We start from the raw sequence: 22,523 nt of genomic DNA, 5'->3' as shown, positions 1-22,523 counted from the left end.
TCCGGAGGTGACGAACTGAATATGTCCATCACAATCATTGTCGAAGGCAAAAACGACCGCAGCAGATTACGGCGGATCTTGATGCCTGAAGTTGATATTCTCTGTACCTTTGGCACCCTGAACACCCTCAAGCTGGAGAATCTGCGCCAACAGGTTGGGGATAGTGAAGTCTATCTGTACATGGACAACGACAGTTCCGGCAAAAAAATCCGCGGTGTGCTTCGCGATGCTTTTCCTGACGCTGGTCACATCTACACAAGGCGGGGATATGCCGGGGTAGAAGGTACGCCGGACGAGTATAACATCACTCAGCTGGAAAAAGCAGGTCTGGAGGAATTTATCATCTATCCGGAACCCCTGCCCTATTAAGAATAGAATTCAAACCAAAAACGCCTTCTTTGTTCTCCCTTCCCATGAGAAGGTGAGCAGCAAAAAAGGCGTTTTGGTTAATCTGTGATTATTCAGTTACTCACGGGCCAAATCCTTCACAGCAGCGGCCAAAAATTCAGGGGTAACATTCTCGCTATCCCCAGCATCGTACAGCGCCCGAAGACGGTTCTCCCGGTCCACCAGCCCGATCAGATTCGCATGGGCAAAGTTGTCCTTGTTATCTCCCGCAATTAGCACCTTGAAGGACTCTGCAGCAATCTTACGGATCTTCTCCTGGTCACCCCGCAGGAAATACCAGCCGTCATAATTAGCATGGAACCGGTCGGCAAAATCCTTAATGGCTTCCCGCGTATCTCTCTTCGGATCGAAGGAAATCGACAAGAACGACACATCCTTGCCAAAGCTACCATCCTTGACCAGTAAATTCTGAGTCTGAGAGAGCATAAATGTCGTTATAGGACACACATCAGGACAATCCGTGAAAAAGAAGTACACCAACCGGGCCTTCCCTTGTGTATCCGCAAGCGTCACAGTATCTCCATTCACATTCTCAAGGGAGAAGTCCTGCACTTCCCCGATGACCGGCAATTCTTTGCTCCCCAGCGCCAGGGAATTGAAGGCCAGATAAGCAGCCATAATTAATGCAAGCAGAAGAAGTAGCCAGGTCCATTTATAACGTTTCAAGGTTTGCAAGGACATTCTCCCCTCCATTACAAGTGAGTTGTATTCAGCACTAGCACGATCAAGCTGACCGTCAAATAATTGATGGAAAAGAGGAAATTCTGTTTGGCCCAGACTTCATCGTCTTTGGCCTTGAAGCCCTTCAGTGTCAAATACAACCACATCAGGGACAACAGACTGGATATAATCAGGTAGAAAATACCCGCATATCCGTAAGCATACATCAGAACCGGAATCGGCAGCAGCAGAGCCACATAAGGAATCATCTGGAACTTAGTGCGACGTACGCCTTTTACCACAGGTAGCAACGGAAAGCCCGCAGCACGGTACTCTTCCTTGCGGCGGATACCCAGCGCCCAGAAATGGGGGGGCTGCCACAGGAACAGCATGGCGAATAACAGAACAGCGGCAAGGTCTACTTGGCCTGTAACCGCTACATAGCCGATCACTGGTGGGGTAGCTCCGGAAATGGCACCAACCGAAGTACTCCAAGTGGATGTTCGCTTGAGCCACAGGGTATATATGACAACATAGACGAATACCCCGAGTATCCCGAACAAACCGGCAAGCATCCCGCAGAACGCAAATAGTACAACAAGACCGGCAATTCCTAGAACAATCCCATACACTAGAACCGTTCGCGGCTTCAGTCTGCCTGTAGGCAATCCGCGGTCACGGGTCCGTTCCATTTTCATATCCAGATCCCGGTCAAAATAGTTATTAAATACACAGGCCGAGGCCATTACAAGCATTGTACCTAGCAAAGTTAAAATCAAGCTTCCGTATTGGACATGCCATCCAGAAGCTAACCAAAAACCAGCAAAGGCTGCAATCAGGTTCGATCTGATAATACCTGGCTTCGTCACAGTAATGAAATCACGCCAGCTCGCACCTTTTGGCGGAAGCTTGGCAGACACTGCTGCGGAATCCGAAGAAGCCTGATATCTCCATTGATTATCCACGCGTATAGATCCTCCTTCTAAAACAAACTTCTAACGTTCCCGACAGAGAAATATACTCTCCGCTGTTAACTTTATCATAACAAACCCCTGAAGAAATTGACAATCATTTGGCCTGATGTTCATGAATTCGACAATTACGTGACGATAATAATTTGATTACAATTTAATAACTGGACATGATTGTGGGTAGTAATGAATAGGAACTTTCAAACAAAGGAGAACTGTATTATGGATTCTGCTACACATGTTGTCATGGGCCTGGGGCTGGCGGGGCTGTCCTTCGTTGATCCGGCCGTTGCTTCCGACCCTGTGCTTGCCGGAGCTGTTATGGTATCTGTCGTTATTGCGTCACAGGCCCCCGATGCCGATACTGTATTGCGATTGAAGAGCAATGCGATGTATATACGCAATCACCGAGGCATCACCCATTCCCTGCCTTTTCTCTTACTGTGGCCCGCGCTAATTACTATAGTAATCGGACCCTTGTTTGGAGTTAGCGATCCGCACAGACTGGGTCACATTGCGCTTTGGAGTTTCATCGGTGTATTCGTACATGTTTTTTCTGATCTATTCAATACTTATGGCACCCAGGCCGCGAGGCCGTTCACCGAGAAATGGATTGCCTGGAACATCATTCACATCTTTGATCCCTTTATATTCGGCAGCCATACGGCAGCTCTCGTGCTCTGGGTGAGCGGCCTCGTCCCTCCCGCCCCTTTGTTCATTACGCTCTATATTTGTATCGTGATTTATTACCTTTGGCGGACCCTTGTCCATTTCCGGCTTTCACGCAGGATCAAGGCCAAGGATGTCACACATGACCCCGGGGACCGCTATTACATAATCCCCACAATCTCGCCCAAACGCTGGAACATCGTCAAAGCCAAACCTGACGGCAGTTATGATATTGGCCAGTTGCTAGGTGGTCGGCTTCACTGGTTCAAACATGCCGTAAGCTCCGAACACCCTGCCGTAGCGCATTCCAAATCCCATCCGGATATCCAGTCCTTCCTGTACTTCACCTCTTATGCAGTCGCAGAGGTAGAAGAATTGCCCTCCGGTTATATTGTACGCTGGGGGGATGTGCGTTATTTACACCGCAAGCAATTCCCTTTCGTGGCAGTTCTCGTCATGGATAACGACTATCATCCGTTGAATACGTACGTAGGCTGGCTCAGTAGCGAGAAGCTGAACGAACGTTTTGCCAGTGGCCCCGGGTCCATGAAAGTGTAGATTCCCAAGGAGCCGGGCTTTTCCCCTTGACTCCCTTACCGGGTATAAGGCACAATCACCATAAAGTGTTTACAAGATAACGCCCTTCACTATTCATTCCGTTAATTCTAGTCGTTGATGTCACAATCGTATGAACACAAAAATCCCGGAATCACGCTAATGATCCGGGATCACTTTCTCTATTGCCTAAAGGAGGCTGTCAATTATGGGAAAAGGACTCTCCCTGTGGTTCGCATGCTCGTCCATTCTGCTCCTGACCGCCGCCTCCATCGCGATCAGCTACAGTATTTGGCTAGCACTGGCGCTTGGCTTGGCCTGCATTCTGAACATCGGCTGGGGTTTTATTGTCAAAGCCCGGCGCAGACGTCGGCAGGATGGCACAACACAAGCTTAACGTTTGTGTATGCCTTCCTGCAGCTCTGTCCTTATCGTACCGGCAGGAAACCCATACGTTCCTTCACGCCAGCCAGCGTCTGTGCAGCTACCACGCGGGCGCGCTCAGCACTTTCTGCCAGAATATCGCTCAAGGCACCTGAATTTCTGATTTCGTGATAGCGCTGCTGCAGTGGCTCAAGCGTCGCCACGACCACCTCAGCAAGCTCTTTCTTGAAGCCACCGTACATTTGTCCTTCAAAACGGTCAGCAATCTGCCCCAGCGACATCCCTGAACATTCCGAATAGATACTCATCAGATTACTAACTTCCGGTTTGTTCTGTGGATCAAAGATCACTTCGCGCCCCGAGTCCGTAGTTGCCCGGCTAATCTTCTTACGGATGACATCCGGCGGATCCAAAAGCGAAATAAAGCTGCCCGCATTAGGATTGCTCTTACTCATTTTTTTGGTTCCATCGTCAAGAGACATAATCCGTGCGCCCACTTGCGGGATATACGGTTCGGGAATCGTGAAGAACTCCCCAAAACGGCTGTTAAAGCGCCCTGCCAAGTCGCGGGTCAGTTCCAAATGCTGTTTCTGGTCTTCTCCCACCGGTACTAGGTCTGCATTGTAGACCAGAATATCGGCTGCCATCAGCGACGGATAAACGAATAAGCCTGCACCTACAGAATCCTTACCGGAGGATTTATCCTTGAACTGAGTCATCCGCTCCAGCTCTCCCATTGCAGTCAGGGTTGTCATGATCCAGCCAAGCTCAGCATGCTGCGGAACATGAGACTGGAGATACACATTGGAACGTGCCGGATCAATTCCGGCTGCAATAAACAGCGCAGCTACCGACTCCGATTGCTCGCGAAGTGCCGCAGGCTCTTGAGCTACTGTAATAGCGTGCAAATCCACCACCATGAAATAACATTCATGTTCTTCCTGCAGCTTCACGAAATTCTTCATTGCTCCAATATAGTTCCCGAGTGTCAATGTACCGCTGGGCTGAATACCCGATAATACTTTTTTAGCCATGCTAATCCCTCCATGTAGTGTATTTCCGAATGAGATGCAATGTGTAATGAACGCAAAAAAGGCCCACTCCGCAAGGGACGTGAGACCGTGGTGCCACCCTTATTCGCCGCATCTGTCCTTTGTCAAAGGACAACAGCAGCCTTAAGCTTCCGTTAACGGGGAAGAACCGGCCGGACTACTGGGGAGACGTTATGCTCCTGTTCAAACACGGCGCTCGGAGGTCCATTCACCAGAAGAATTCCACCGGTTCGCATCATCCACCGGCTTTCTGAAGGTTCATCATCTGACTACTTGTCCCCGTCATCACATTGCCATTATTATTGAATGAGTTCATCATGAACGATGCGGAGAGGTTTGTCAATTCCCTTAACCCAGGGCCGCATAAATCTGTTATGATAAGGTTATCCGCGTTCTATTCCGATTACAGCTACAATAAAGGAGCATATCTCATGAAACAGGTGACCAAAGGGCAGTGGGGCGGTTATGATACTTATATTTTGCACAGCCGCGAACTGGAAGTCACGCTTTTGCCGCGACTTGGAAATAACGTGATAGCCTTGAAAGACCTCAAGGAAGAACGGCAAATTCTGCGACGGCCTGAAGAAAGCGACCTAGATTTTTTTATGCAAAAGCCATATCATTTTGGCATTCCGCTCTTGATCCCACCAGGACGCATTCGCAAAGGACAATTTCAATTTGACGGGGCAAGTTACCAGTTTGACCAAAACACCGCGGGTGACAATCACATCCATGGCCTGCACAGAACACAGGCTTGGTGTGTTAGTGACATTGAAGAAGACGAGGATGGCTGCGCCGTAACGACGGAGTTCAACACTGTGGACGATCCACACTGGATGGAGCAGCTGCCTGTGCCACTCAAATTCGAAATGACATTTCGGCTGCAGGATGCCAGACTGAAACAGATTCTTAAAGTAACTAACCTTGGTGAACAGCGCATCCCGTTCGGACTTGGCTATCACACTTGGTTTATGATTGATGGAGAACCTGAACGCTGGAATCTCAAGCTGCCTGTAGAGGGCATCTATGAGCTGAATGAGGAATTGCTGCCAAGCGGCAATCTGCTTCCTCTCGGAGATCTTCAGGACCTTAACGAAGGAAAGAACATTCAGGGAACCAACTTTGACACAGCTCTGCGAATCGGCAAAAATCAGCCTGTAGAGGCTCTATTACTACGCGATGATGGCTACGGACTACGGTATACAGCCGACGAGAATCTCTTCCGTCACTGGGTGCTTTATACAAAAGGACCGGCTGATCAATTCCTCTGCATCGAACCCTATACTTGGCTTCCCGATGCGCCGAATGTATCGCCTGATCCGGAGTTTACCGGCCTGTTGACATTGGAACCGGGACACAGCATTGAGCTGTCAACCACACTCGAAATGATTCATCCCAATCGCTAAACACCATTATCCGCCCAAGCGGTCATCCCCTGCATACTAGGAGATGATCGCTTTTTTGACCTTCTGCGGCGGATTAGAGTCATCATATCTTTTAAAATCAATCATGACACACTAAAAATTACCATCCTTAAAACCTTTCGAAAAGGTGCATGAATTCATCTCCTAGCGCTCATACTATCTTCACAACGGGCGAAGGAGGTGACAAACATGGGTCAAGCAGGTCAAAGCCAAGGTCGTGGTAGTCGTTCCAATAACCTGGTCGTTCCTCAAGCAAACGCTGCTTTGCAACAACTGAAATATGAAGCAGCTCAAGAGCTTGGTGTAACCATTCCTCAAGACGGTTATTACGGAAACTACACTTCCCGCGAAACCGGTTCTTTGGGAGGATACATCACCAAACGTCTCGTACAACTGGCAGAGCAACAATTGTCCGGTCGTTCGAACTAGTCACACCCTTATCTTAAACGCCTTACTTGGTTAGGCATCACAGCCTATCCTGCAAAGCTTCCCAGCCCTCTTGCGCTTCTTTTAAACAGAAGCGTGAGGGGGCTTTTAATATTTTGACAATACATTCCCTACGTCCATCAACCCAGGAATTGATCATGTGCGTCGGATTGCGAATTGCGGGGATAACGGATCATCAGATTCGCCATATTGTAATTAGACTCCAACGTGGCATCCACGATAACCATGCCCTGCCGAACAGCAAATTCATAGCTAATCTCACCGTGGGTCCACCGTCGTTTATATTTAAGGCTTTCCAGCGCCATCAACCGGAAGGAAGCCTGCTGCTCGGGGGTCAATCCTTCCGTTTCAGCAGCAAAAGCACCTTTTCTTCCGGATAGAGGAAGATGGCGAATACCAAACTTTCCAATGACATTGTTGCGTATTTGCACAAATACCGTGCCGGAAGACAAACCTGACAGTTCTTCTTGCAATTCCTTGAACACCAGATCGATCTGTCGCGCCAGCGATAATTGCTCCGTCTTCATCATAAATTTCCTCCTCAGTTATCTTCCTAGCACGCCTTATATAAGGCTTAGGACTCAATTATAGGTTAATTACAGCAATCCATACAACATTATTCAACATAATTGGTCAATAATAACTATAAATGCGTATTTTTCATATTAAAAACTAATATCGCCCCCATAAAACTGATCATTTTCGACAATATATAAGCAAAAAAAGACCCTCAATTGAGGGTCTTTTCGCATTAATACCTTATTGTGGTTAACTAACTAAGCATCTCATGTGCTAAGTTGTCTTTATATCGCCATAAATCTTAGGCCAGATGCTCTGTCATTTGCAGGAACTCTTCAATATCAGCAATAATCAGATCCGTGGCTCCCTGCCAGAAATCCGGCTGAGTCAGATCAACACCCAGATGTTTCGACACCAAATCCTCCAAGGTCATCACACCTGTATCCCGCAGCAAATCATCATACTTATCTGCGAATGAAGAACCATCTTGAAGTGCAAGCCGGTACAGACCTGTACTGAACATATAGCCCACTGTGTACGGGAAGTTATAGAACGGCACATCTGTGATATAGAAATGCAGCTTGGATGCCCAGAAATGAGGATGGTAGCTGGAGAGAACCCCGTTGAAGGCTTCCTTCTGTGCTTCTTCCATTAAAGCTGACAGTTCTTCTGCACTGACAACACCTTGCTTGCGTTTTTCGTAGAAGCGGGTTTCGAACAGGAAGCGGGCATGGATGTTCATAAAGAACGCCACGCTTCTTTGAATCTTGGACTCCAGCAGTGCCAGCTTCTCTTCAGGATTAGTCGCGGCCTTCACTTGCGCATCAGAAATAATCGCTTCAGCGAAAGTCGAAGCTGTCTCCGCCACGTTCATCGCATAATTCTGATTGAACACCGGCTGATCCTTCAGCAGGTAAGAATGATAAGCATGTCCCAGTTCGTGTGCCAGTGTCGACACATTAGAAGCCGTACCGCTGTAAGTCATAAAAATACGGGATTCCTTGCTCTCAGGGAATGTGACACAGAATCCGCCAGGGCGTTTTGCTGCACGATCTTCGACTTCAATCCAATTTTTGTCGAAAGCTTCTTCCGCGAAATCCGCCATTTTCGGACTGAAATTGCGGAATTGTGCAACAATGTCTTGTGCTGCCTGATCATAGGAGATTTTGCCGTTAGCATTGCCGACAGGCGCTTCGACATCCACCCAGGATAGCGACTCCAATCCAAGCAGTTTCGCTTTGCGCTCCAGGTAAGAAACCAAAGCCGGCTTGTTACGGTTAATGACATCCCACATCACATCCAGTGTCTCACGGGTCATACGGTTGATTCCAAGCGGCTCTTTCAAGATGTCATCCCAGCCGCGGCCGTTATAGAGGTTCAGGCGGAAGCCCGCTAGGTGGTTAAGTGTATCCGCACAGTAATCTTCAACACCGCCCCACGCTTCTTCCCACTTGGTGAACATTGCGGAGCGGACGGCCGGATCGGCATCATCCAGTTTGTTGAAAGCCTGGCCTGCAGATAGTACACGGTTGCCTTCTTGATCTTCAAAAGGAATCTTGATGGAGGAAACGATGGTCTCATAATGCTCACTCCAGCCATGGTATCCGTCTACTGCCAAGGAGAGGGCCAAGCTTTCCAGTTCAGGGCTCATTTTCTCACGGGCCAGACTGCGGCTCTCGCTAAGCACGAACGATAATGGAGCAATTTCTGGCCGGGCTACCCACTCTGCCCATACTTCATCAGAGGTTTGGCGCAGCACATTGTCAAATTGCGAGCTGATACCTTCGAAGCGGGCACGCAGCCCTGATACTTTAGAGGACAGACGAACTGCACCTTTATCCTGCTGATTCTGTGCGCCAAGGCACCCTGTGAACTCCGCAGCCTGCACCAGACGACCAGTGCAACTCTGCAACAGTTCGATCACGCTGTCCAAAGCCTCTGTTCCTTTGACATCAGCCGGGGAGACGGAAGCTTGCACTTGCTGCTGCAAAGTCTCAATATCCCCCTCCAGTTTATGGAGGAAGCTTTCGAACTCGGGAGAAGCTGAGCCTCCGTTAAAAATGGAGTCCAATTCCCAGGTTAACGATAACGGTTGTTTCATGTGTATTCACCATTCCTTTTCTCACATTTGCTTTTCTTTGTAATTGGCCAAGAGCCGTGGTAAAGTGGATTACAATATTGGAACTATCCATAAGCCTGCGCTGCATGGCAACCACTTAAGGAGGATTCATAATGAAGCCGCTGCAAATTTCGCCAGAAACGGCCATTGCCCTGTCCAAACAGCTTGGTGTTCCCTTGGAACACTTGATGCATATGCCCCAACATATTTTGCTGCAAAAGATAGCTGAGCTATCCAAGAAGAACACAACACAGGCCGAAGACGGGCCGGAATTGCCTTCATCCGGGAAGGATGGACAATGATCCCTTTCAGCCACACCTGGCCTTATGACATTATACTGGGCGATATGTACGTGCAATACTGCCCGTTCTGTACCCATGAGAATGTGCTGCTGCCCCTAAAACCGAAAGAACTGCCTCTTATCCGTGATGGCAAGAAGCGACTTCTGGTCTTTCCCTGCTGCAGCACCAGCCTCACGGTCATCGACAACGATGCCGACTATCTGCTGTTCGACCGCGCCGTAAGATGACTTTGGCGTAAAAAGAGGACAAGCAACGGGCCGTTTAGGACGTCCCAGCCGATGGCAAAGCGCAGAGAGGAACTCCTCTCTGCGCTTTTTCTATGTCTCCAGCCAGAGGAGGAACATAGCTCACGTACCGTTAGCTTCCTACCGAGTCGGAAGGAAGTCCATCCTCGCTAATCTCTTCACCACGCATCTGCTCACGCAGAATCGTCCATTGCTCACGTGCGGCCCGGATCATCGCTGCATCCATAATCCGCTGATCATTCACCAAGCGGGAGAACCATTTGACCGCATCCGAGAAATTACCCGTGCGCCGGTTAAGCTCTCCAATGAGGAACATTAGCCGAGCATCATTCCCGCCGATACCATCGCCCTCATACACCTTGATATAAGCGTCTAGAGAGTACTGCAAAAAGCGCATCTCCTGTGCCGTGTCCCCCTGATAGCGGTACAACCAAGCGATGTGATGCAGCAGGCTCGCTATAATGCGATCCTTGTCATTGATGCTCTGGGCACACAATAGCGCGAGCTTATATGTCTCCAGTGCTTCTCCCCAGCTACGCTTCTCACCGAAGTCACGCGTTTTCCAGCGTTTTCCGACCTGATCATTAAAGGCTTTACGCTGCCAATCAGCAAGCTTGTCCGCAGAATTCTCTGTAGAGGCAAATCCGCATTGCGGGCAGACTCTCACAACATAATAATCCGGATTCTCATTCTTGTAATAAGAACAAAAATCCGCATCGCGGCGTTCTGCTTTTTTGAGGCTGGGCCGTACCCGGGAGGTTAAAAACTCGTGTTCACAGTTACAGCACTGAACCTTGATGGAATACAAAGGTATTAATTCTGTCAAATGCCCTCATTCCTTTCGCCATAGAACCTTATCTTATTCTTGGGGCATGTTCACAAAGTGATGCGCAGGGCCAGCCAGGCGATTTAATACAAAAGAACGCAGGGGCTCCTCCACTTCTCTCTCCTCCAGTGCTTCTTTCATGCACTGCAGCCATTCCTCTGCACGCTCCGGGGTAATCGGAACATGCATATGCCGCGCTCTCATCATGGGATGCCCATGAAGCTCAGAGAAGAGCGCAGGGCCGCCAAAGAATTGGCTCAGGAATTGATACTGCTTCTCCAGGACAGGCGCAATGTCCTCGGGGAACAATGGACCAAGCTGTGGGTGGGCTTGAACTTTGCTATAGAAGACCTCTACCAGGCGGTGAAGACCTTCAGCGCCCCCCAGGTTAACATATATACTGTCATTTGGATTCATTGAAAGGTACCAGCTTTCTTCCATAATAATGTAACGGCCTTTTCATTATACCAAAAAAACAGCCTACAATGATATCTGTCCCGAGGACTTCAAATCTTGCACGCTGCGCATAGACAAAAAAGACGCTAAACGATTGTTTAGCGTCATTATTACATATTCAATAGGTCCGAAAGTCCTCATCACCAGGCGGGACGAGGGAAGCACGGATCACATATACAAAAGCACAAACCAGCACTCCGGCAACTATGCTCATCACCATCACTCCATCCCTAATTATCTGATGTACAGCGGTGTTGTATTTATTAATTTTATAATATCACAAATTCAACCGAAAAGCACAGACATTTGTAACCGCTTTCCTTGTTTTTTTGTGTCTTTTGTCCTTCTTTTTTGTGCTGTTTGTCCCTGTTTTTGCATATCTTCTTAGCAATAGACCTGGAGGCATAAATCATGATCATGAAAAGAATAGGTGGTCCTTTGCTGGCTTTCGGGCTGGCGGGCTGCATGGTACTGATGCTGCTACATCCCGGATCATCCCTTACCGCTGCACTGCGCGGGCTCTCCATCTGGTGGGATGTTCTATTCCCGTCGCTGTTCCCTTTCTTCGTCATCTCCGAGATGATGCTGGGCTTTGGTGTAGTCCATCTCTTTGGTACTCTGCTTGATCCACTGATGCGCCCGCTGTTTCGTATACCAGGCAGCGGCGGTTTCGTAGCCGCTATGGGATATGTCTCAGGATACCCCGTTGGCGCCAAATTAACCGCCAAGCTGCGTGAGCAGAACTTGATTACTCGGGTAGAAGGAGAACGGCTGGTGGCTTTCACCACCTCTTCCGATCCTATTTTCCTGCTTGGCGCGGTTTCTGTCGGATTTTTTCACGACGCGTCTTTGGGCCTAATCCTGGCCATTTCTCATTATGGTGGCGGGCTGCTAGTCGGGCTGTTGATGTCTCTTCATGGCCGGAGGGCAGCAGCCACCCCCGATCTTTCCGTCACTGTGCCTGTGCAGCCCCACACGGGACAAGGTATTGGCAGGATTCGTGCTGCGCTGTCAGCGATGGCAGAAGCCCGGCGCAGGGATGGCCGAAGCCTTGGCGAAATCATGAAGGATGCCATTCAGTCCTCTTTAAAACTTATTATTGTCGTCGGTGGCCTAGTTGTATTCTTCAGCGTGCTAATGGAGTTATTATCGCGCGCCGGCATCATGTCGTCACTCTTCACTCTTGTAGGGGCCCTGCTGTCCCTGATCGGCTTTTCACCGGAGCTAGCACAAGCCTTGGTAGGCGGATTCTTCGAAGTCACCCTCGGCGTCCGTTCCGCCGGGGAAGCAGCCTCTGCCGTGCCGCTTCACTTCAAAATCGCAGCGGCGGCCTTCATTCTCTCCTGGGGCGGCCTGTCTGTCCACGCCCAGGTCGCAAGCATTCTGAACGGCACGGGGCTGCGCTACCTGCCGTTCATGATCGCACGCCTGGTGCATGGCGTGCTCGCGGCCAGCCTCGCCTTGCTGCTATGGCAGCCCGTCGCTGGCGGCCGGCTGGCGGCGGCCTGGAGCCACTGGCCTCCCGCAGCCACACTTTCAAATGCCGGCTCTAGCCTCGGCGCGAGCCTTGTACTTCTCGGCCTACTCCTTAGCGTAGCCCTCTTGCTGGCACTGGTGCTGTCCCTGCTGCGACTGCACCGCAAGAGCTGATCGCTGAGGCTCTGCGATCAGCTTTGCTCTTTTACACCCTCAAATATTGTGTTCCGCATCAAGATTGATTATGATCGGTGTATGACTGAATTAAACAAAGGAGCCTGTACATCTTGAGATATTATGTTCTGGACCGCGGTGATGATCTGTCCATCAATCTTGCGGAGCAATTTCACAAGCTGGCGGCGGAGCGAAACCTGGAGCTGGATGCCGAGTCCCCGGAGATTGTCATCTCGATTGGTGGCGATGGCACGATGCTTCATGCTTTTCACACCTTTATCGACCGCATTCCGAATCTGGCGTTTGTAGGCGTGCATACAGGCCACCTCGGCTTCTATGCTGACTGGAAGGCGCAGGAGTTGCCTACCCTGATCGACTATATGTGCGGAACGGAAGATGGAAATCCGAAGAAGCCGAGAATTGTGCAGTACCCTCTGTTGGAACTGGAAATTCACAAGAAATCCGGGTCCACCTCCCATATTGCGCTGAATGAATTCACCCTTAAAGGAGTGGATGGTACCGTAGTCATCCAGATTGACATTAATGACGTGTCGTTTGAGATGTTCCGGGGGGACGGAATTTGTATCTCCACACCTTCCGGCAGTACCGCATATAATAAAAGCCTTGGCGGTGCTATGGTTCACCCTACCATTGAGGCTCTGCAGATTTCGGAAATTGCTTCCATCAACAACCGTGTGTTCCGCACGATGGGTTCACCACTACTGCTGCCGAAGCATCATCACACCGATATCTTTTCACGCAAAGAGCAGCGTCTGCTATTAACAGTGGATCATGTCAATATACCGGTCGACGATCTGATTTCCGTGCGCTGTCAGGTATCCTCCAAAAAAATCAGCTTTGCCCGCTACCGCCCGTTCCCGTTCTGGAACCGTGTTCGCGAAGCTTTTCTCGTTTAGGTCAAACACCGGGACGGCCCAGTTTTGACCCGCATAATTGTACTAAACACAAGGGCCGGGGATCATTGCATCTCCGGCTTTTTCATGCTGACAAAACTACCGAATACAGCTAACATGATTCGATAGACTAGAGAGAATTCAAATGGTATAATGAGCCTATTTTACAAAGTGTTCCATATTAAAGGAGAGAATCTGTTGAAAAAACTATTAACCATTATGGTCGCGAGTCTGCTAGCCCTCGTTATGGCCATTCCCGCTTTTGCGGCCGAGAAACCGATTGAAGTCTACATTAATGGCAGCAAGGTCCCTTTTACCTCAGGGGCTCCATATCTGCAGAATAACACCATACTGGTACCTTTCCGCGTTGTTTTCGAAAAACTGGGACTTAAGGTACTCTGGGATGCGAAGACCGGAACCGTCACCGGTACAGGAAAAAGCTTATCCGTCAGCCTTAAAATTGGCAGCAAGGTAGCCATGGTTAACGGAACCGCTACTAAACTCCCCATTGCACCTGTAGCCAAGGCAGGAACCACATACATACCCTTGCGTTTCATAGCTGAAGCGACAGGCGGAACAGCTGTATGGAATCCGTCCTCTCGTACGGTCAACATTCAAGCCTCAACTACTGACTCCGCTGCTGAAGGCATAGCGATTACAGAAGTAATCAAGCTGGCTAACAAGTACCACAATGAAAAAAATGCCGAGAAATACTTCTCCCTGGTTGATCCGGACTCCATTAGCGATGATTCGATCGCAGACCTCAAGGAACAATTTAAGAGATTCGATCAGAGCAATACTATCGACAAAGTCGAAATCATTGATTTGAAAGCCGATGAGGCAACGGTCTATACAACAGAAACCAACCGCCGGTTAGGCGGGAGTTACTTCCCTGATCAGAAGTACGAATACTTATATACCCTTGTTCGACTAGGTGGAAAATGGAAAATCTCCGAGGTGGAAAGTCAGGATAGTGCTGTTCTCTTAACCCGTGAGCAAGGCCTGAAGCCCGCGAATGTGCTTCAAGACGATTCCACTGCCATTTTGAATAATCTTACGAAATACTTCCAGTACATGAATGAGAAAAATGCCAATAAGGTTGTAACAACAATGACGTCAAACGGAGCAGAAAATGACGAGTTCCTTATAGGGGATTTCGAAGAGTTCTTTGATTCCTATGATCTTACTTATACCCCGATCGTCTCTAATATCTTCTACTATAATGCCGGGGAAGCCGCTGTCTATGTAGAGAGTAAGGTAAAAGAAGCAGGCGAGAGAGCCAGCTTCCAAACTGGGGCGATCTACGTTCTGTCCAAATCGGCAAATGGAGCCTGGACCATCGACACCAGCTATGTGGTTTCCAACAAGCAACTTTAAAATTTATATAAAGGGCGTGTGCATTTTATGAAATCCGGAAAAGTTATGACCGCTCTCCTTAGCGGCTGTCTGGCCCTGACGCTTGTACTGGCACCGGTTGCTTCAGCGGCCGATTCTGTCAAGGCGGCCTCGAATGAAGATCTTATCAACGAAGTTATGCAATATTTGGAGAATTACAATCTTTCAGGTGTAGACAAGGATACCTTGATTCGCGGTGCCATCGATGGCATGGTCAACACGCTGGGCGATCCGTACAGTCAGTATTTCGATGCCGATGAGGCAGCGGATTTCTCCCATCAGGTTGATCTTGAATTTGTAGGCATCGGGGTCAAACTGCAATATACAACTACTGAGCTATACATTGAAGAAGTAATCGCAGGATCACCTGCTGAGAAAGCCGGTCTTAAACGTGGCGATGTCATTCTCAAAGTGGATGGCGTACCCGTTGAAGAGACTGAAGGCGATGAGCTGAGCGGAGCGCCAGGGACCAAAGTAACCCTGCTCATTCAGCGTGACGGGGTTTCTAAATCCATTCGCGTGACGCGGGGAGAGATTACTTCGACTGCCGTTACCGGACAGATCATCGGTCCCAAAATCGCTTATGTCAGCCTGAGCGGCTTTACCCAAACCGCAGACGAGGAATTTGCCCAAGTATTGAAAAAAATGCGTACGGCAGGCATGAAATCGATGGTGCTGGATCTTCGTGATAACGTGGGCGGTTATATGGATTCGGCCTACAATATTGCTTCCATGTTCATGGACAAGGGCATCATGATGTACACCTCAGACCAGACTGGTAAGCTGACTCCGGTAACCATTACGAATGGTAGTAAAATAGGGGTACCAGTTGTCATTCTAACAAACGCTTATACGGCCAGCGCTTCTGAAGCCTTAACCGGGGCGCTACGGGATAACAAAATCGCTACCGTTGTAGGTACACGTTCCTTCGGGAAGGCGCGAATCCAGAGCCTACTGCCCATGTCCAATGGTGATATGCTTAAGCTCACTACACAGAAGTATTTGACGCCTACCAAGGAAGATTTTAACCATATCGGACTTACTCCGACGATTGAGGTGCAGGGTAAAACGGCACAGCTGATCACCGCACTTAAAATTGCAGGATTGTCCACGATTGAAGCCTCCGGAGATAATCATATCCTGGATATCAATGGAGTGCCTTTGGCCGGCAACGTCGGCTTGATCAAGCAAGGGAACACTATTTATGCTTCTGCACGCGTGCTCTCCGCTCTCGTGGAGGGTGAACTCGCATGGGACGCAAAAAATAAAAAAGTTGTCGTAACCAACGTTGCGGGTGTTGCTTCCGGATTCACCATTGCCTCCAAGGCGGCCCTCTCCAAAGATGGTGAGACCTATATTGATCTGAACGCCTTCAAGCAGAAATTCCCTGCACTGGCGTGGAGTTATAATGCTGCTCAGAACAAATTGAAATTATCTGTAAAATAAACGTTATCTAAACTAAAGGGACTGTTCTCCTGTAGAATCACTACAGTGGAACAGTCCCTTTTGATTACATAAATGATATTAGAAGGTGCATAGCCTTGCCAACCCCTGCTTAACCCTGCGGGTCCTGAGAAGCTTGGGAGCCTAGAGGATTTTGTTGGTTTTGTTGGTTTTGTTGGTTTTGTTGGTTTTGTTGGTTTTGTTGGTTTTGTTGGTTTTGTTGGTTTTGTTGGTTTTGTTGGTTTTGCTGGTTTTGTTGGTTTTGCTGGTTTTGAGGCTTTGGAGCGTTCTGGGGGTTCGGCGTGTTCTGTTGGCCGCTTGGCGGCTGGCCTTCCCGCTTTCCTTGGGAGTTACGATCACGATCTCGTTCGCGGCCCGGTTTCTTCCCTTGTCCCTCTTTAGCACGATGATTCTTACTTTGATGCTCCCGAACAGGCTTATCCTTCACCTGATTGTCTCTTCCCGATGCTTCTTTAGCAGCATTGGAATTCGATCTTCCGGAATGCTCACGGCCTGTATTCTCCTGGGCTGACGCTTGGCGCACAGCCTGCTCTTGTGTCATCTCTTCTGATGGCTCATTCTCCGCAATCTGAATCTGCGGATCTTTGATCAGAATATCCTTGTACATGCCTTCTTTTGGCTGTTCTTTCGATTTTTGCAGCACAAAATAGGCGCAGCCAAAATTGCAATATTCATTAATATAATCCACCATGCCTGAAATTGCTGTATCCCGGTTCACCTTTGGATGGTTGTCCCGGTAAAAGCCCTTCAGACGCAATTGGCTGTAACCCCAGTCGCCGACGATGTAATCGTATCGTTCCAGCACTTCGCTGTATCTCCCGCGAAAAGCCTCCGGATTCCATCCGTCTTTGTGGTCCAGCATCAGCTCGTAGCCTTTTCCGCCTATAACGATCAAGCTTTTTGTCGCCTGCCTTTCATTAGAAGAGGGGAGCGTTGATCGGCCGTCATTGCGGGAATTTTGGACTTACGGTCGCTGTTGTGGTCCAATTTCTTCATTTGTAACCGCTATGCGGTTGAAATTGGACCACAGCGTCTGCTTCCGAAGCTAGCTTTCCTCCGGAAAGCTTTTAGACGAGCGCTACGCTCCTCCAGTTCCAAAATTCCCTCCATGACTCCATCAACGCTAGCGTGGGAGCACAGGGGACTAGCTAAGTGCGCTAACGCTCCTTAGCTGCCTTGCGCTCGCTCCGCTGGCCGTTGGCCTCGCCTCGCTATGCTTAGTTTATTGGAGAGCTTCAAATCGCTGTCGCTCTTTCAGCTCTCCATCATTTTTCGTGACCGCGTCACGGGAAACATAAAAGATTCAAAACTTCTTCGTGACTACGTCACGGATACCGAACAGCTGAAAACCTTCGTAACTACGTCACGGATACCTAACAGCTTAGAGCCTTCGTGACTTCGTCACGGTTAGCCCAAAGTCACCGCACGCTCCTCACGGGCATTAGCGGCGGATTTGACCTGCTCATGCGCATGGTAGGAGCTGCGCACTAACGGGCCAGATTCAACGTGGCTGAAGCCACGCTTCATGCCCTCTTCCTTCAACCGAGCAAATTCCTCAGGCGGATAGTATTTCTCCACATTCAGATGCTTCGGCGAAGGCTGTAGGTACTGACCAAGTGTGAGAATATCGCAGTCCACGGCACGAAGGTCGTCCATCGCCTGCAAAATCTCGTCCCACTCCTCCCCCACACCCAACATGATGCTGGATTTGGTAGGAATCTCGGGTTGCATCTCCTTGGCACGCTTAAGCAGCTCCAGGGAGCGGCGATACTTAGCTTTGGCCCGGACACGGTCAGACATCCGCTCTACAGTCTCAATATTGTGATTTAGAATATCAGGCTTGCTGTTCATCACAATCTCCAGGCTATCCCGGTCACCCAGGAAGTCGGGGATTAACACTTCCACACTACATAGAGGAAGACGCTTACGAATCGCCGCAACAGTCTCGGCAAAAATCCGGGCACCGCCATCCTTCAGATCATCTCTGGCTACACTTGTCACAACACAGTGGCGAAGACCCATGCTTTCTGCGGCTTCAGCCACACGCTCAGGCTCTTGCAAATCCAGCTCTGTTGGCATACCGGTATTAACTGCGCAAAAGCGGCAGGCCCGCGTACAGATATCACCCAAAATCATAAACGTTGCTGTCCGGTTGGCCCAGCATTCATAAATGTTTGGACAACGAGCCTCCTCACATACCGTATGCAAAGTTTTAGAACGCATCATGCTTTTAATATCCTGGTAGTTATCACCGGTAGTTAGCTTGATTTTAATCCAATCCGGCTTGGGTTGTTTAGCGCCTTTTGTAGTCAAAGTGAATAACCCCCACTTTCGCCTGTGTAATAATCGATTGCCGCGTTAAAGTTGCTGCCTCATATTATAGCATGTGCGCCGGGGTAATGCCTGTTTTTGTGAAAAATCCAAGGCAGAAATAACCGCGGCCCAAAAGGCACTCTTGGTACGTCTGGTACCTTTAGGCAATAACGGATAAAACGATCACATTTGCTTCAATCTATAGAAAAAGAGCGACACTAAACGGCCCTTTATTAAGGCAAGTGGGTTCATTCCAAGACAAACACCATGCCCGGACAAAGGAGGTAGTCCTATGCGGACCCTATTTCACAATCATCTCGTGCAAAAATCATTCTGGTGCATGTCCGCGGCCACCATTCTATGGAGCGGACTTCATCTTCCCGCTGCACAAGCGGCCAGTATGGGAACACAAAGCCCCCCAGCATCGGTGAGTTCCAAAACAGATGTCATTCCCACCGATAAAGCCGCTTTACTCTCGGCTCGCAGAGAACTATATGAGCAGATTAGTGCAGCAACTGGCATCCCCTGGTTCCGTTTTGCGGCCATTGATCAATATGAGCGTACCGTCGCCAAAAAAAGCAAAACAGCACCCCAGCATCTCACCAAGCTAACCGGAATCACCATCCCGCCTCCCCTATGGTCAGGACCTTTGAATCCTGATCAGGAGGACACTTCACCACAATCCATCAGCTTCTTCGGCGGCTTTGGCTCCGATGGCTCAGGGGACGGCCGGGCCGACCCTGGCAGTGATGCAGATGTTCTTTACAGCATGGCCCGCCATCTGTTGCATTATGGACAATCCTCCAGCGATTTCAGTATCGCAATTTGGGAGTATTACCATAATGGCCGGGCATCGCAGCGAATTAACCAATTCGCCAAACTGTACGAGCATTTCGGACGGCTGGACCTGTCCGGGAACGCTTTTCCACTGCCACTGGGAAATACGTATGCCTATCGCAGCACTTGGGGCACGGGACGCAGCTGGGGCGGAGCACGTATTCATGAAGGTACCGACCTGTTCACTCCGCACGGTACGCCTGTACGCAGCACTTGCTACGGCATTGTGGAGACAAAGGGCTGGAACCGCTACGGCGGCTGGCGGATCGGGATACGCGATATCGATAACCGCTACCATTACTACGCTCATCTGACGGGGTATGACAAGAAGCTCGCGCAGGGAGATATCGTACAACCTGGCCAGACGATTGGCTGGGTCGGCAGCTCGGGCTATGGCAGTCCAGGCACACAGGGGAAATTCCCTCCACATTTGCATTTTGGCATTTACAAAGACAGAGGGATTACCGAATGGGCGTTTGATCCTTATCCATTACTTAAACAATGGGAAAACCAGGAGTACAGAGCACGTCGAAATAAAAATAAATAAGACACCGGATTTTAATAAGGTGTGAATTTATCTTTCGGTACCCGTGCTTTGAATAAACTGCAGTACCTCACGCATCGTTTCATGCTTATCATCGTCATGGCAGAGCATATGTCCACTCTTACCAGCGATAAGCATCTGCTTGCGGGTCGAGGGGATCGTATGGTGTAGATAACTGGCGCTTCTGCTTTTGACCAAATGATCCCTTTTGCCCTGCACAATCAAGGTCGGCGTCTCAATATGCGGATAGATCTCGAAGCTCTCGCGAACCAGTCGCTGAAACTCTCTCGTGGCTTTCGGCGGTGTGGAGCGAATTTTGCTGATGTATTGCTTGAGCATGGCAGGGTCGCCCAGCGTCTTGATCATTTGCACAAGATTCAGCGGAAACACAGGCGTCGACAGCAGCGTCAGCGAACGAACCCGCTCCTTGTAGCGTACCGAGAGATGGGAAGCGATTAGAGCACCGGTGGAAAAACCAATCAGATGCACTCGCTTATTGCTCGCCAGCAGCGTGTTTAGCTCCTCTTCAGCGCTTTGCTGCCAGTCATGCCGGCTCGTTTTAAGCAAATCCGCTCTTGTTCCCCCATGTCCCTTCAATGTGAATGTCCGGGACCGGTAATGATGCTGCTCCATATAACTGGACAACGGTGCAATCTCATGCTCGCCTCCTGTGAAGCCGTGGATGAACAAGCAGCTATCCATAACGCTCCCTCTTTTCCTTTGGTGATTTGGTCAATATGATGATAGCTTGTGTTTTCCCTTTATTTTCTATGCACCACGTCAAACAGACCGCCGAATCGGCGGTCTGTGGCTTTTCTATGGTCAGCGTGCTAATGACTATCCGTCCGCAATAGCGCACTATCTATAGCGCAATGTAATTAACGGCATTTTCGTACCTTAAATTCTCTTCAGGTAAGGGTTACTGCATATTAAGTGCAATATTGTACCTTAAATCTTCCAGAACATCGGGTTCATCGTTTTTTTCCGAAAAATAAGATACAAAAATGCACCTATTCCCCTCATTTATCTAAATTAACTAAAAATAAGGTACAAAAATGCTTTTAGTTGGGGAGGCGCCCCTCTTTTTCACTGTTAAGACGACTGGTGAAACGGAATATACCATAGTTCGTTTCTGTATCAATGCGAATTTATTGTACCGCTACTCACACCGCTGTTGTTATTAACTGGCGCACTGCCACTCCCGCTGATCTCCGGAATGGCTGTAGGAACAGGGGTACCGGTATTCACACTGCCGCTATTCTCGTTGCCCTGAACGCCAGCATCTTCCTTCTCCCCGCCAATTTGCGGCGCAGGAATAGCAATGCCAGGTGCACTGCTGCCGTTCTGCCCGACAGGCTGACCTTGATTGTCATAGTAATACATCGGGACATCTCCTACGACCATCAAATACGACACAGGAATCTCTGTATCCACCACCTGTGGCTGCATGTCAAACGGAATGACAACGGCCACCTCGGTCACGATATGGATATAAACCTCTACCAGAATCATGTTGATTCCGGCATTTTTCTGACGTGTAGCCAGTTCTACTTTGACTGCCCCCTGCGGTTCAATCGTGATGGGAATATCCGGACCGAAGGAGGCAATCAGTGGGCTGCCCAGCGCCTGACCTAGCGGGATACGCTCACGTTTGTTATGCAATTCCTGCAAGGTGGACTGAATGACAGTTGCTGCTTGCGAGGTAATTCTCATATGTTCGGCGTAATTCAGCATAAATCCCGATATTTTGCCGTTTTTGTCTGTCTTCCAGTCAATCAGCTCTTCGGCATTGCCTCCGCTGGCTACCTGGGAAGTGATCGCCTTGTTGATGGATTCTGTAGCGATCTGCTTGACGCGAATCTGCGCCAGATGCACGATGGGGGGCTTCAAATGCTGCTCCACATAACGGATGCTCTGGAATAATCCGAGCAGAAGCAACAACGAGAGGATCAACCATAATTTTCGCCTGCTGCCTGACTTTCCCCGGTTGCCTGCACTGGATGATGGCTGCCGTTCCCCACGGCTGAATAATTTTGCAGGACGCCTGCTCCGCTTGGCCTCAAATCGTGCAGACTGCGGCCGGATGGTCGTCGTTTTGCTGGGTCGCGCCTTAAAGGCCGCTCTTCTTCCGTTCGGACGCGGAATACCGTCCCAGCTGATTTTGGGCAACCGCAAGCGGCCGAAGTCAGGCACTCGGATCCGCCGGCTCCCCCATTTTTTATTTCTGCCCATTGCGTTTATCCCTCCCGCCTGGCCCGGCGGTCAAGCCGCCGCTTAGTATAAGATATTCGGGAGCGGGACAAAAAAGAAGAACGTCACCACCTAGACCTGCGGGATAACGTTCTTCTTCATTTTGACATAAGCCAATC

General features: G+C 49.5%; 23 protein-coding genes. 12 read left to right on the top strand and 11 right to left on the bottom strand.

The genetic code is table 11. The features are described 5' to 3' along the window. Positions 1-21 precede the first annotated feature (21 nt). Entirely contained in the window at positions 22-369 is a 348-nt protein-coding gene (locus ACFRAM_RS21520; RefSeq protein WP_066376351.1) for a DNA primase, read from the top strand. Positions 370-465: 96 nt separating this feature from the next. Here ACFRAM_RS21520 and ACFRAM_RS21515 read toward each other — a convergent pair whose 3' ends face one another. After that, positions 466-1,089, bottom strand: coding sequence for an SCO family protein (locus ACFRAM_RS21515; protein WP_379467910.1), 624 nt, complete (start codon positions 1,087-1,089; stop codon positions 466-468). An 11-nt stretch (positions 1,090-1,100) separates the two neighbouring features. Further along, the gene (gene cyoE, locus ACFRAM_RS21510; RefSeq protein ID WP_379467908.1) at positions 1,101-2,033 is read right to left on the bottom strand and encodes a heme o synthase; all 933 of its coding nucleotides are present in this window, start codon (positions 2,031-2,033) and stop codon (positions 1,101-1,103) included. A gap of 228 nt (positions 2,034-2,261) precedes the next feature. Here cyoE and ACFRAM_RS21505 point away from each other — a divergent pair, with 228 nt between their 5' ends. Both ACFRAM_RS21505 and ACFRAM_RS21500 read left to right on the top strand, forming a co-directional pair. Further along, positions 2,262-3,266 carry a metal-dependent hydrolase gene (locus ACFRAM_RS21505; RefSeq protein ID WP_379467906.1) on the top strand — a complete coding sequence of 335 codons (1,005 nt, stop codon included), beginning with the start codon at positions 2,262-2,264 and terminating at the stop codon, positions 3,264-3,266. Between the two features lie 205 nt (positions 3,267-3,471). Further along, a complete protein-coding gene (locus ACFRAM_RS21500; RefSeq protein WP_379467904.1) occupies positions 3,472-3,660 on the top strand; it encodes a hypothetical protein in 189 nt (62 codons plus the stop codon). Positions 3,661-3,691: 31 nt separating this feature from the next. Here ACFRAM_RS21500 and trpS read toward each other — a convergent pair whose 3' ends face one another. Further along, positions 3,692-4,681: a tryptophan--tRNA ligase gene (gene trpS / locus ACFRAM_RS21495; RefSeq protein ID WP_379467902.1), complete on the bottom strand. Its 990-nt coding sequence runs from the start codon at positions 4,679-4,681 to the stop codon at positions 3,692-3,694. 449 nt (positions 4,682-5,130) lie between these two features. Between trpS and ACFRAM_RS21490 the strand changes: the two genes are divergently transcribed. Continuing rightward, positions 5,131-6,105 (top strand): aldose 1-epimerase, encoded by a 975-nt coding sequence (locus tag ACFRAM_RS21490; protein ID WP_379467900.1) that lies wholly within the window; start codon positions 5,131-5,133, stop codon positions 6,103-6,105. Positions 6,106-6,312: 207 nt separating this feature from the next. Then, positions 6,313-6,552: an alpha/beta-type small acid-soluble spore protein gene (locus ACFRAM_RS21485; RefSeq protein ID WP_066376333.1), complete on the top strand. Its 240-nt coding sequence runs from the start codon at positions 6,313-6,315 to the stop codon at positions 6,550-6,552. Positions 6,553-6,689: 137 nt separating this feature from the next. Here ACFRAM_RS21485 and ACFRAM_RS21480 read toward each other — a convergent pair whose 3' ends face one another. Further along, the gene (locus tag ACFRAM_RS21480) at positions 6,690-7,100 is read right to left on the bottom strand and encodes an O-methyltransferase (RefSeq protein ID WP_379467898.1); all 411 of its coding nucleotides are present in this window, start codon (positions 7,098-7,100) and stop codon (positions 6,690-6,692) included. Positions 7,101-7,390: 290 nt separating this feature from the next. After that, positions 7,391-9,190 (bottom strand): M3 family oligoendopeptidase, encoded by a 1,800-nt coding sequence (locus ACFRAM_RS21475; RefSeq protein ID WP_379467896.1) that lies wholly within the window; start codon positions 9,188-9,190, stop codon positions 7,391-7,393. 131 nt (positions 9,191-9,321) lie between these two features. On the opposite strand from ACFRAM_RS21475, the gene ACFRAM_RS21470 reads away from it, so the two are divergent. Continuing rightward, positions 9,322-9,510 (top strand): YycC family protein, encoded by a 189-nt coding sequence (locus ACFRAM_RS21470; protein WP_175371407.1) that lies wholly within the window; start codon positions 9,322-9,324, stop codon positions 9,508-9,510. Further along, entirely contained in the window at positions 9,507-9,737 is a 231-nt protein-coding gene (locus tag ACFRAM_RS21465) for a hypothetical protein (RefSeq protein WP_066376312.1), read from the top strand. The genes ACFRAM_RS21470 and ACFRAM_RS21465 overlap by 4 nt, the downstream gene beginning before the upstream one ends. Positions 9,738-9,867: 130 nt before the next feature. Here ACFRAM_RS21465 and ACFRAM_RS21460 read toward each other — a convergent pair whose 3' ends face one another. Together ACFRAM_RS21460 and ACFRAM_RS21455 are read right to left on the bottom strand one after the other, a co-directional pair. Next, positions 9,868-10,581, bottom strand: coding sequence for a DUF2225 domain-containing protein (locus ACFRAM_RS21460; protein ID WP_379467894.1), 714 nt, complete (start codon positions 10,579-10,581; stop codon positions 9,868-9,870). A gap of 33 nt (positions 10,582-10,614) precedes the next feature. Continuing rightward, positions 10,615-10,998: a globin domain-containing protein gene (locus ACFRAM_RS21455; protein WP_175371409.1), complete on the bottom strand. Its 384-nt coding sequence runs from the start codon at positions 10,996-10,998 to the stop codon at positions 10,615-10,617. Between the two features lie 450 nt (positions 10,999-11,448). Between ACFRAM_RS21455 and ylbJ the strand changes: the two genes are divergently transcribed. From ylbJ to ACFRAM_RS21435, 4 genes are all read left to right on the top strand, one after another. Beyond that, positions 11,449-12,687, top strand: a complete 1,239-nt coding sequence (ylbJ, locus tag ACFRAM_RS21450; protein ID WP_379467891.1) for a sporulation integral membrane protein YlbJ — start codon at positions 11,449-11,451, stop codon at positions 12,685-12,687. A 113-nt stretch (positions 12,688-12,800) separates the two neighbouring features. Further along, the gene (locus tag ACFRAM_RS21445; protein WP_379467889.1) at positions 12,801-13,604 is read left to right on the top strand and encodes an NAD kinase; all 804 of its coding nucleotides are present in this window, start codon (positions 12,801-12,803) and stop codon (positions 13,602-13,604) included. A 195-nt stretch (positions 13,605-13,799) separates the two neighbouring features. Beyond that, entirely contained in the window at positions 13,800-14,978 is a 1,179-nt protein-coding gene (locus ACFRAM_RS21440; RefSeq protein WP_379467887.1) for a stalk domain-containing protein, read from the top strand. Between the two features lie 27 nt (positions 14,979-15,005). Further along, entirely contained in the window at positions 15,006-16,442 is a 1,437-nt protein-coding gene (locus tag ACFRAM_RS21435; RefSeq protein WP_379467885.1) for a S41 family peptidase, read from the top strand. Between the two features lie 109 nt (positions 16,443-16,551). Here ACFRAM_RS21435 and ACFRAM_RS21430 read toward each other — a convergent pair whose 3' ends face one another. Beyond that, positions 16,552-17,322, bottom strand: coding sequence for a YutD family protein (locus ACFRAM_RS21430; protein WP_379468041.1), 771 nt, complete (start codon positions 17,320-17,322; stop codon positions 16,552-16,554). Between the two features lie 545 nt (positions 17,323-17,867). Next, positions 17,868-18,773, bottom strand: coding sequence for a lipoyl synthase (gene lipA, locus ACFRAM_RS21425; protein ID WP_175371414.1), 906 nt, complete (start codon positions 18,771-18,773; stop codon positions 17,868-17,870). A 292-nt stretch (positions 18,774-19,065) separates the two neighbouring features. On the opposite strand from lipA, the gene ACFRAM_RS21420 reads away from it, so the two are divergent. Next, entirely contained in the window at positions 19,066-20,157 is a 1,092-nt protein-coding gene (locus ACFRAM_RS21420) for a M23 family metallopeptidase (RefSeq protein WP_379467882.1), read from the top strand. Positions 20,158-20,184: 27 nt separating this feature from the next. Here the strand turns inward: ACFRAM_RS21420 and ACFRAM_RS21415 are convergent, their stop codons facing one another. Together ACFRAM_RS21415 and yunB are read right to left on the bottom strand one after the other, a co-directional pair. Next, the gene (locus tag ACFRAM_RS21415) at positions 20,185-20,856 is read right to left on the bottom strand and encodes an alpha/beta hydrolase (RefSeq protein ID WP_379467879.1); all 672 of its coding nucleotides are present in this window, start codon (positions 20,854-20,856) and stop codon (positions 20,185-20,187) included. 435 nt (positions 20,857-21,291) lie between these two features. After that, positions 21,292-22,239 carry a sporulation protein YunB gene (gene yunB, locus ACFRAM_RS21410; RefSeq protein ID WP_379468038.1) on the bottom strand — a complete coding sequence of 316 codons (948 nt, stop codon included), beginning with the start codon at positions 22,237-22,239 and terminating at the stop codon, positions 21,292-21,294. Positions 22,240-22,523: the final 284 nt, after the last annotated feature.

It is taken from the genome of Paenibacillus sp. NPDC056722, assembly GCF_042790635.1.
GTDB lineage: Bacteria > Bacillota > Bacilli > Paenibacillales > Paenibacillaceae > Paenibacillus_AQ > Paenibacillus_AQ agri.
The sequence above is the reverse complement of the archived record's forward strand: the minus strand, read 5'-3'. Positions and strand labels throughout refer to the sequence as shown.

Coding starts and splice junctions, on each gene's coding strand:
- ACFRAM_RS21520 (WP_066376351.1), top strand. CDS start 22: ATGTCCATCACAATCATTGTCGAAGGCAAAAACGACCGCAGCAGATTA.
- ACFRAM_RS21515 (WP_379467910.1), bottom strand. CDS start 1,089: ATGTCCTTGCAAACCTTGAAACGTTATAAATGGACCTGGCTACTTCTT.
- ACFRAM_RS21505 (WP_379467906.1), top strand. CDS start 2,262: ATGGATTCTGCTACACATGTTGTCATGGGCCTGGGGCTGGCGGGGCTG.
- ACFRAM_RS21500 (WP_379467904.1), top strand. CDS start 3,472: ATGGGAAAAGGACTCTCCCTGTGGTTCGCATGCTCGTCCATTCTGCTC.
- trpS (WP_379467902.1), bottom strand. CDS start 4,681: ATGGCTAAAAAAGTATTATCGGGTATTCAGCCCAGCGGTACATTGACA.
- ACFRAM_RS21490 (WP_379467900.1), top strand. CDS start 5,131: ATGAAACAGGTGACCAAAGGGCAGTGGGGCGGTTATGATACTTATATT.
- ACFRAM_RS21485 (WP_066376333.1), top strand. CDS start 6,313: ATGGGTCAAGCAGGTCAAAGCCAAGGTCGTGGTAGTCGTTCCAATAAC.
- ACFRAM_RS21480 (WP_379467898.1), bottom strand. CDS start 7,100: ATGATGAAGACGGAGCAATTATCGCTGGCGCGACAGATCGATCTGGTG.
- ACFRAM_RS21475 (WP_379467896.1), bottom strand. CDS start 9,190: ATGAAACAACCGTTATCGTTAACCTGGGAATTGGACTCCATTTTTAAC.
- ACFRAM_RS21470 (WP_175371407.1), top strand. CDS start 9,322: ATGAAGCCGCTGCAAATTTCGCCAGAAACGGCCATTGCCCTGTCCAAA.
- ACFRAM_RS21465 (WP_066376312.1), top strand. CDS start 9,507: ATGATCCCTTTCAGCCACACCTGGCCTTATGACATTATACTGGGCGAT.
- ACFRAM_RS21455 (WP_175371409.1), bottom strand. CDS start 10,998: ATGAATCCAAATGACAGTATATATGTTAACCTGGGGGGCGCTGAAGGT.
- ylbJ (WP_379467891.1), top strand. CDS start 11,449: ATGATCATGAAAAGAATAGGTGGTCCTTTGCTGGCTTTCGGGCTGGCG.
- ACFRAM_RS21435 (WP_379467885.1), top strand. CDS start 15,006: ATGAAATCCGGAAAAGTTATGACCGCTCTCCTTAGCGGCTGTCTGGCC.
- ACFRAM_RS21430 (WP_379468041.1), bottom strand. CDS start 17,322: ATGCTGGACCACAAAGACGGATGGAATCCGGAGGCTTTTCGCGGGAGA.
- ACFRAM_RS21420 (WP_379467882.1), top strand. CDS start 19,066: ATGCGGACCCTATTTCACAATCATCTCGTGCAAAAATCATTCTGGTGC.
- ACFRAM_RS21415 (WP_379467879.1), bottom strand. CDS start 20,856: ATGGATAGCTGCTTGTTCATCCACGGCTTCACAGGAGGCGAGCATGAG.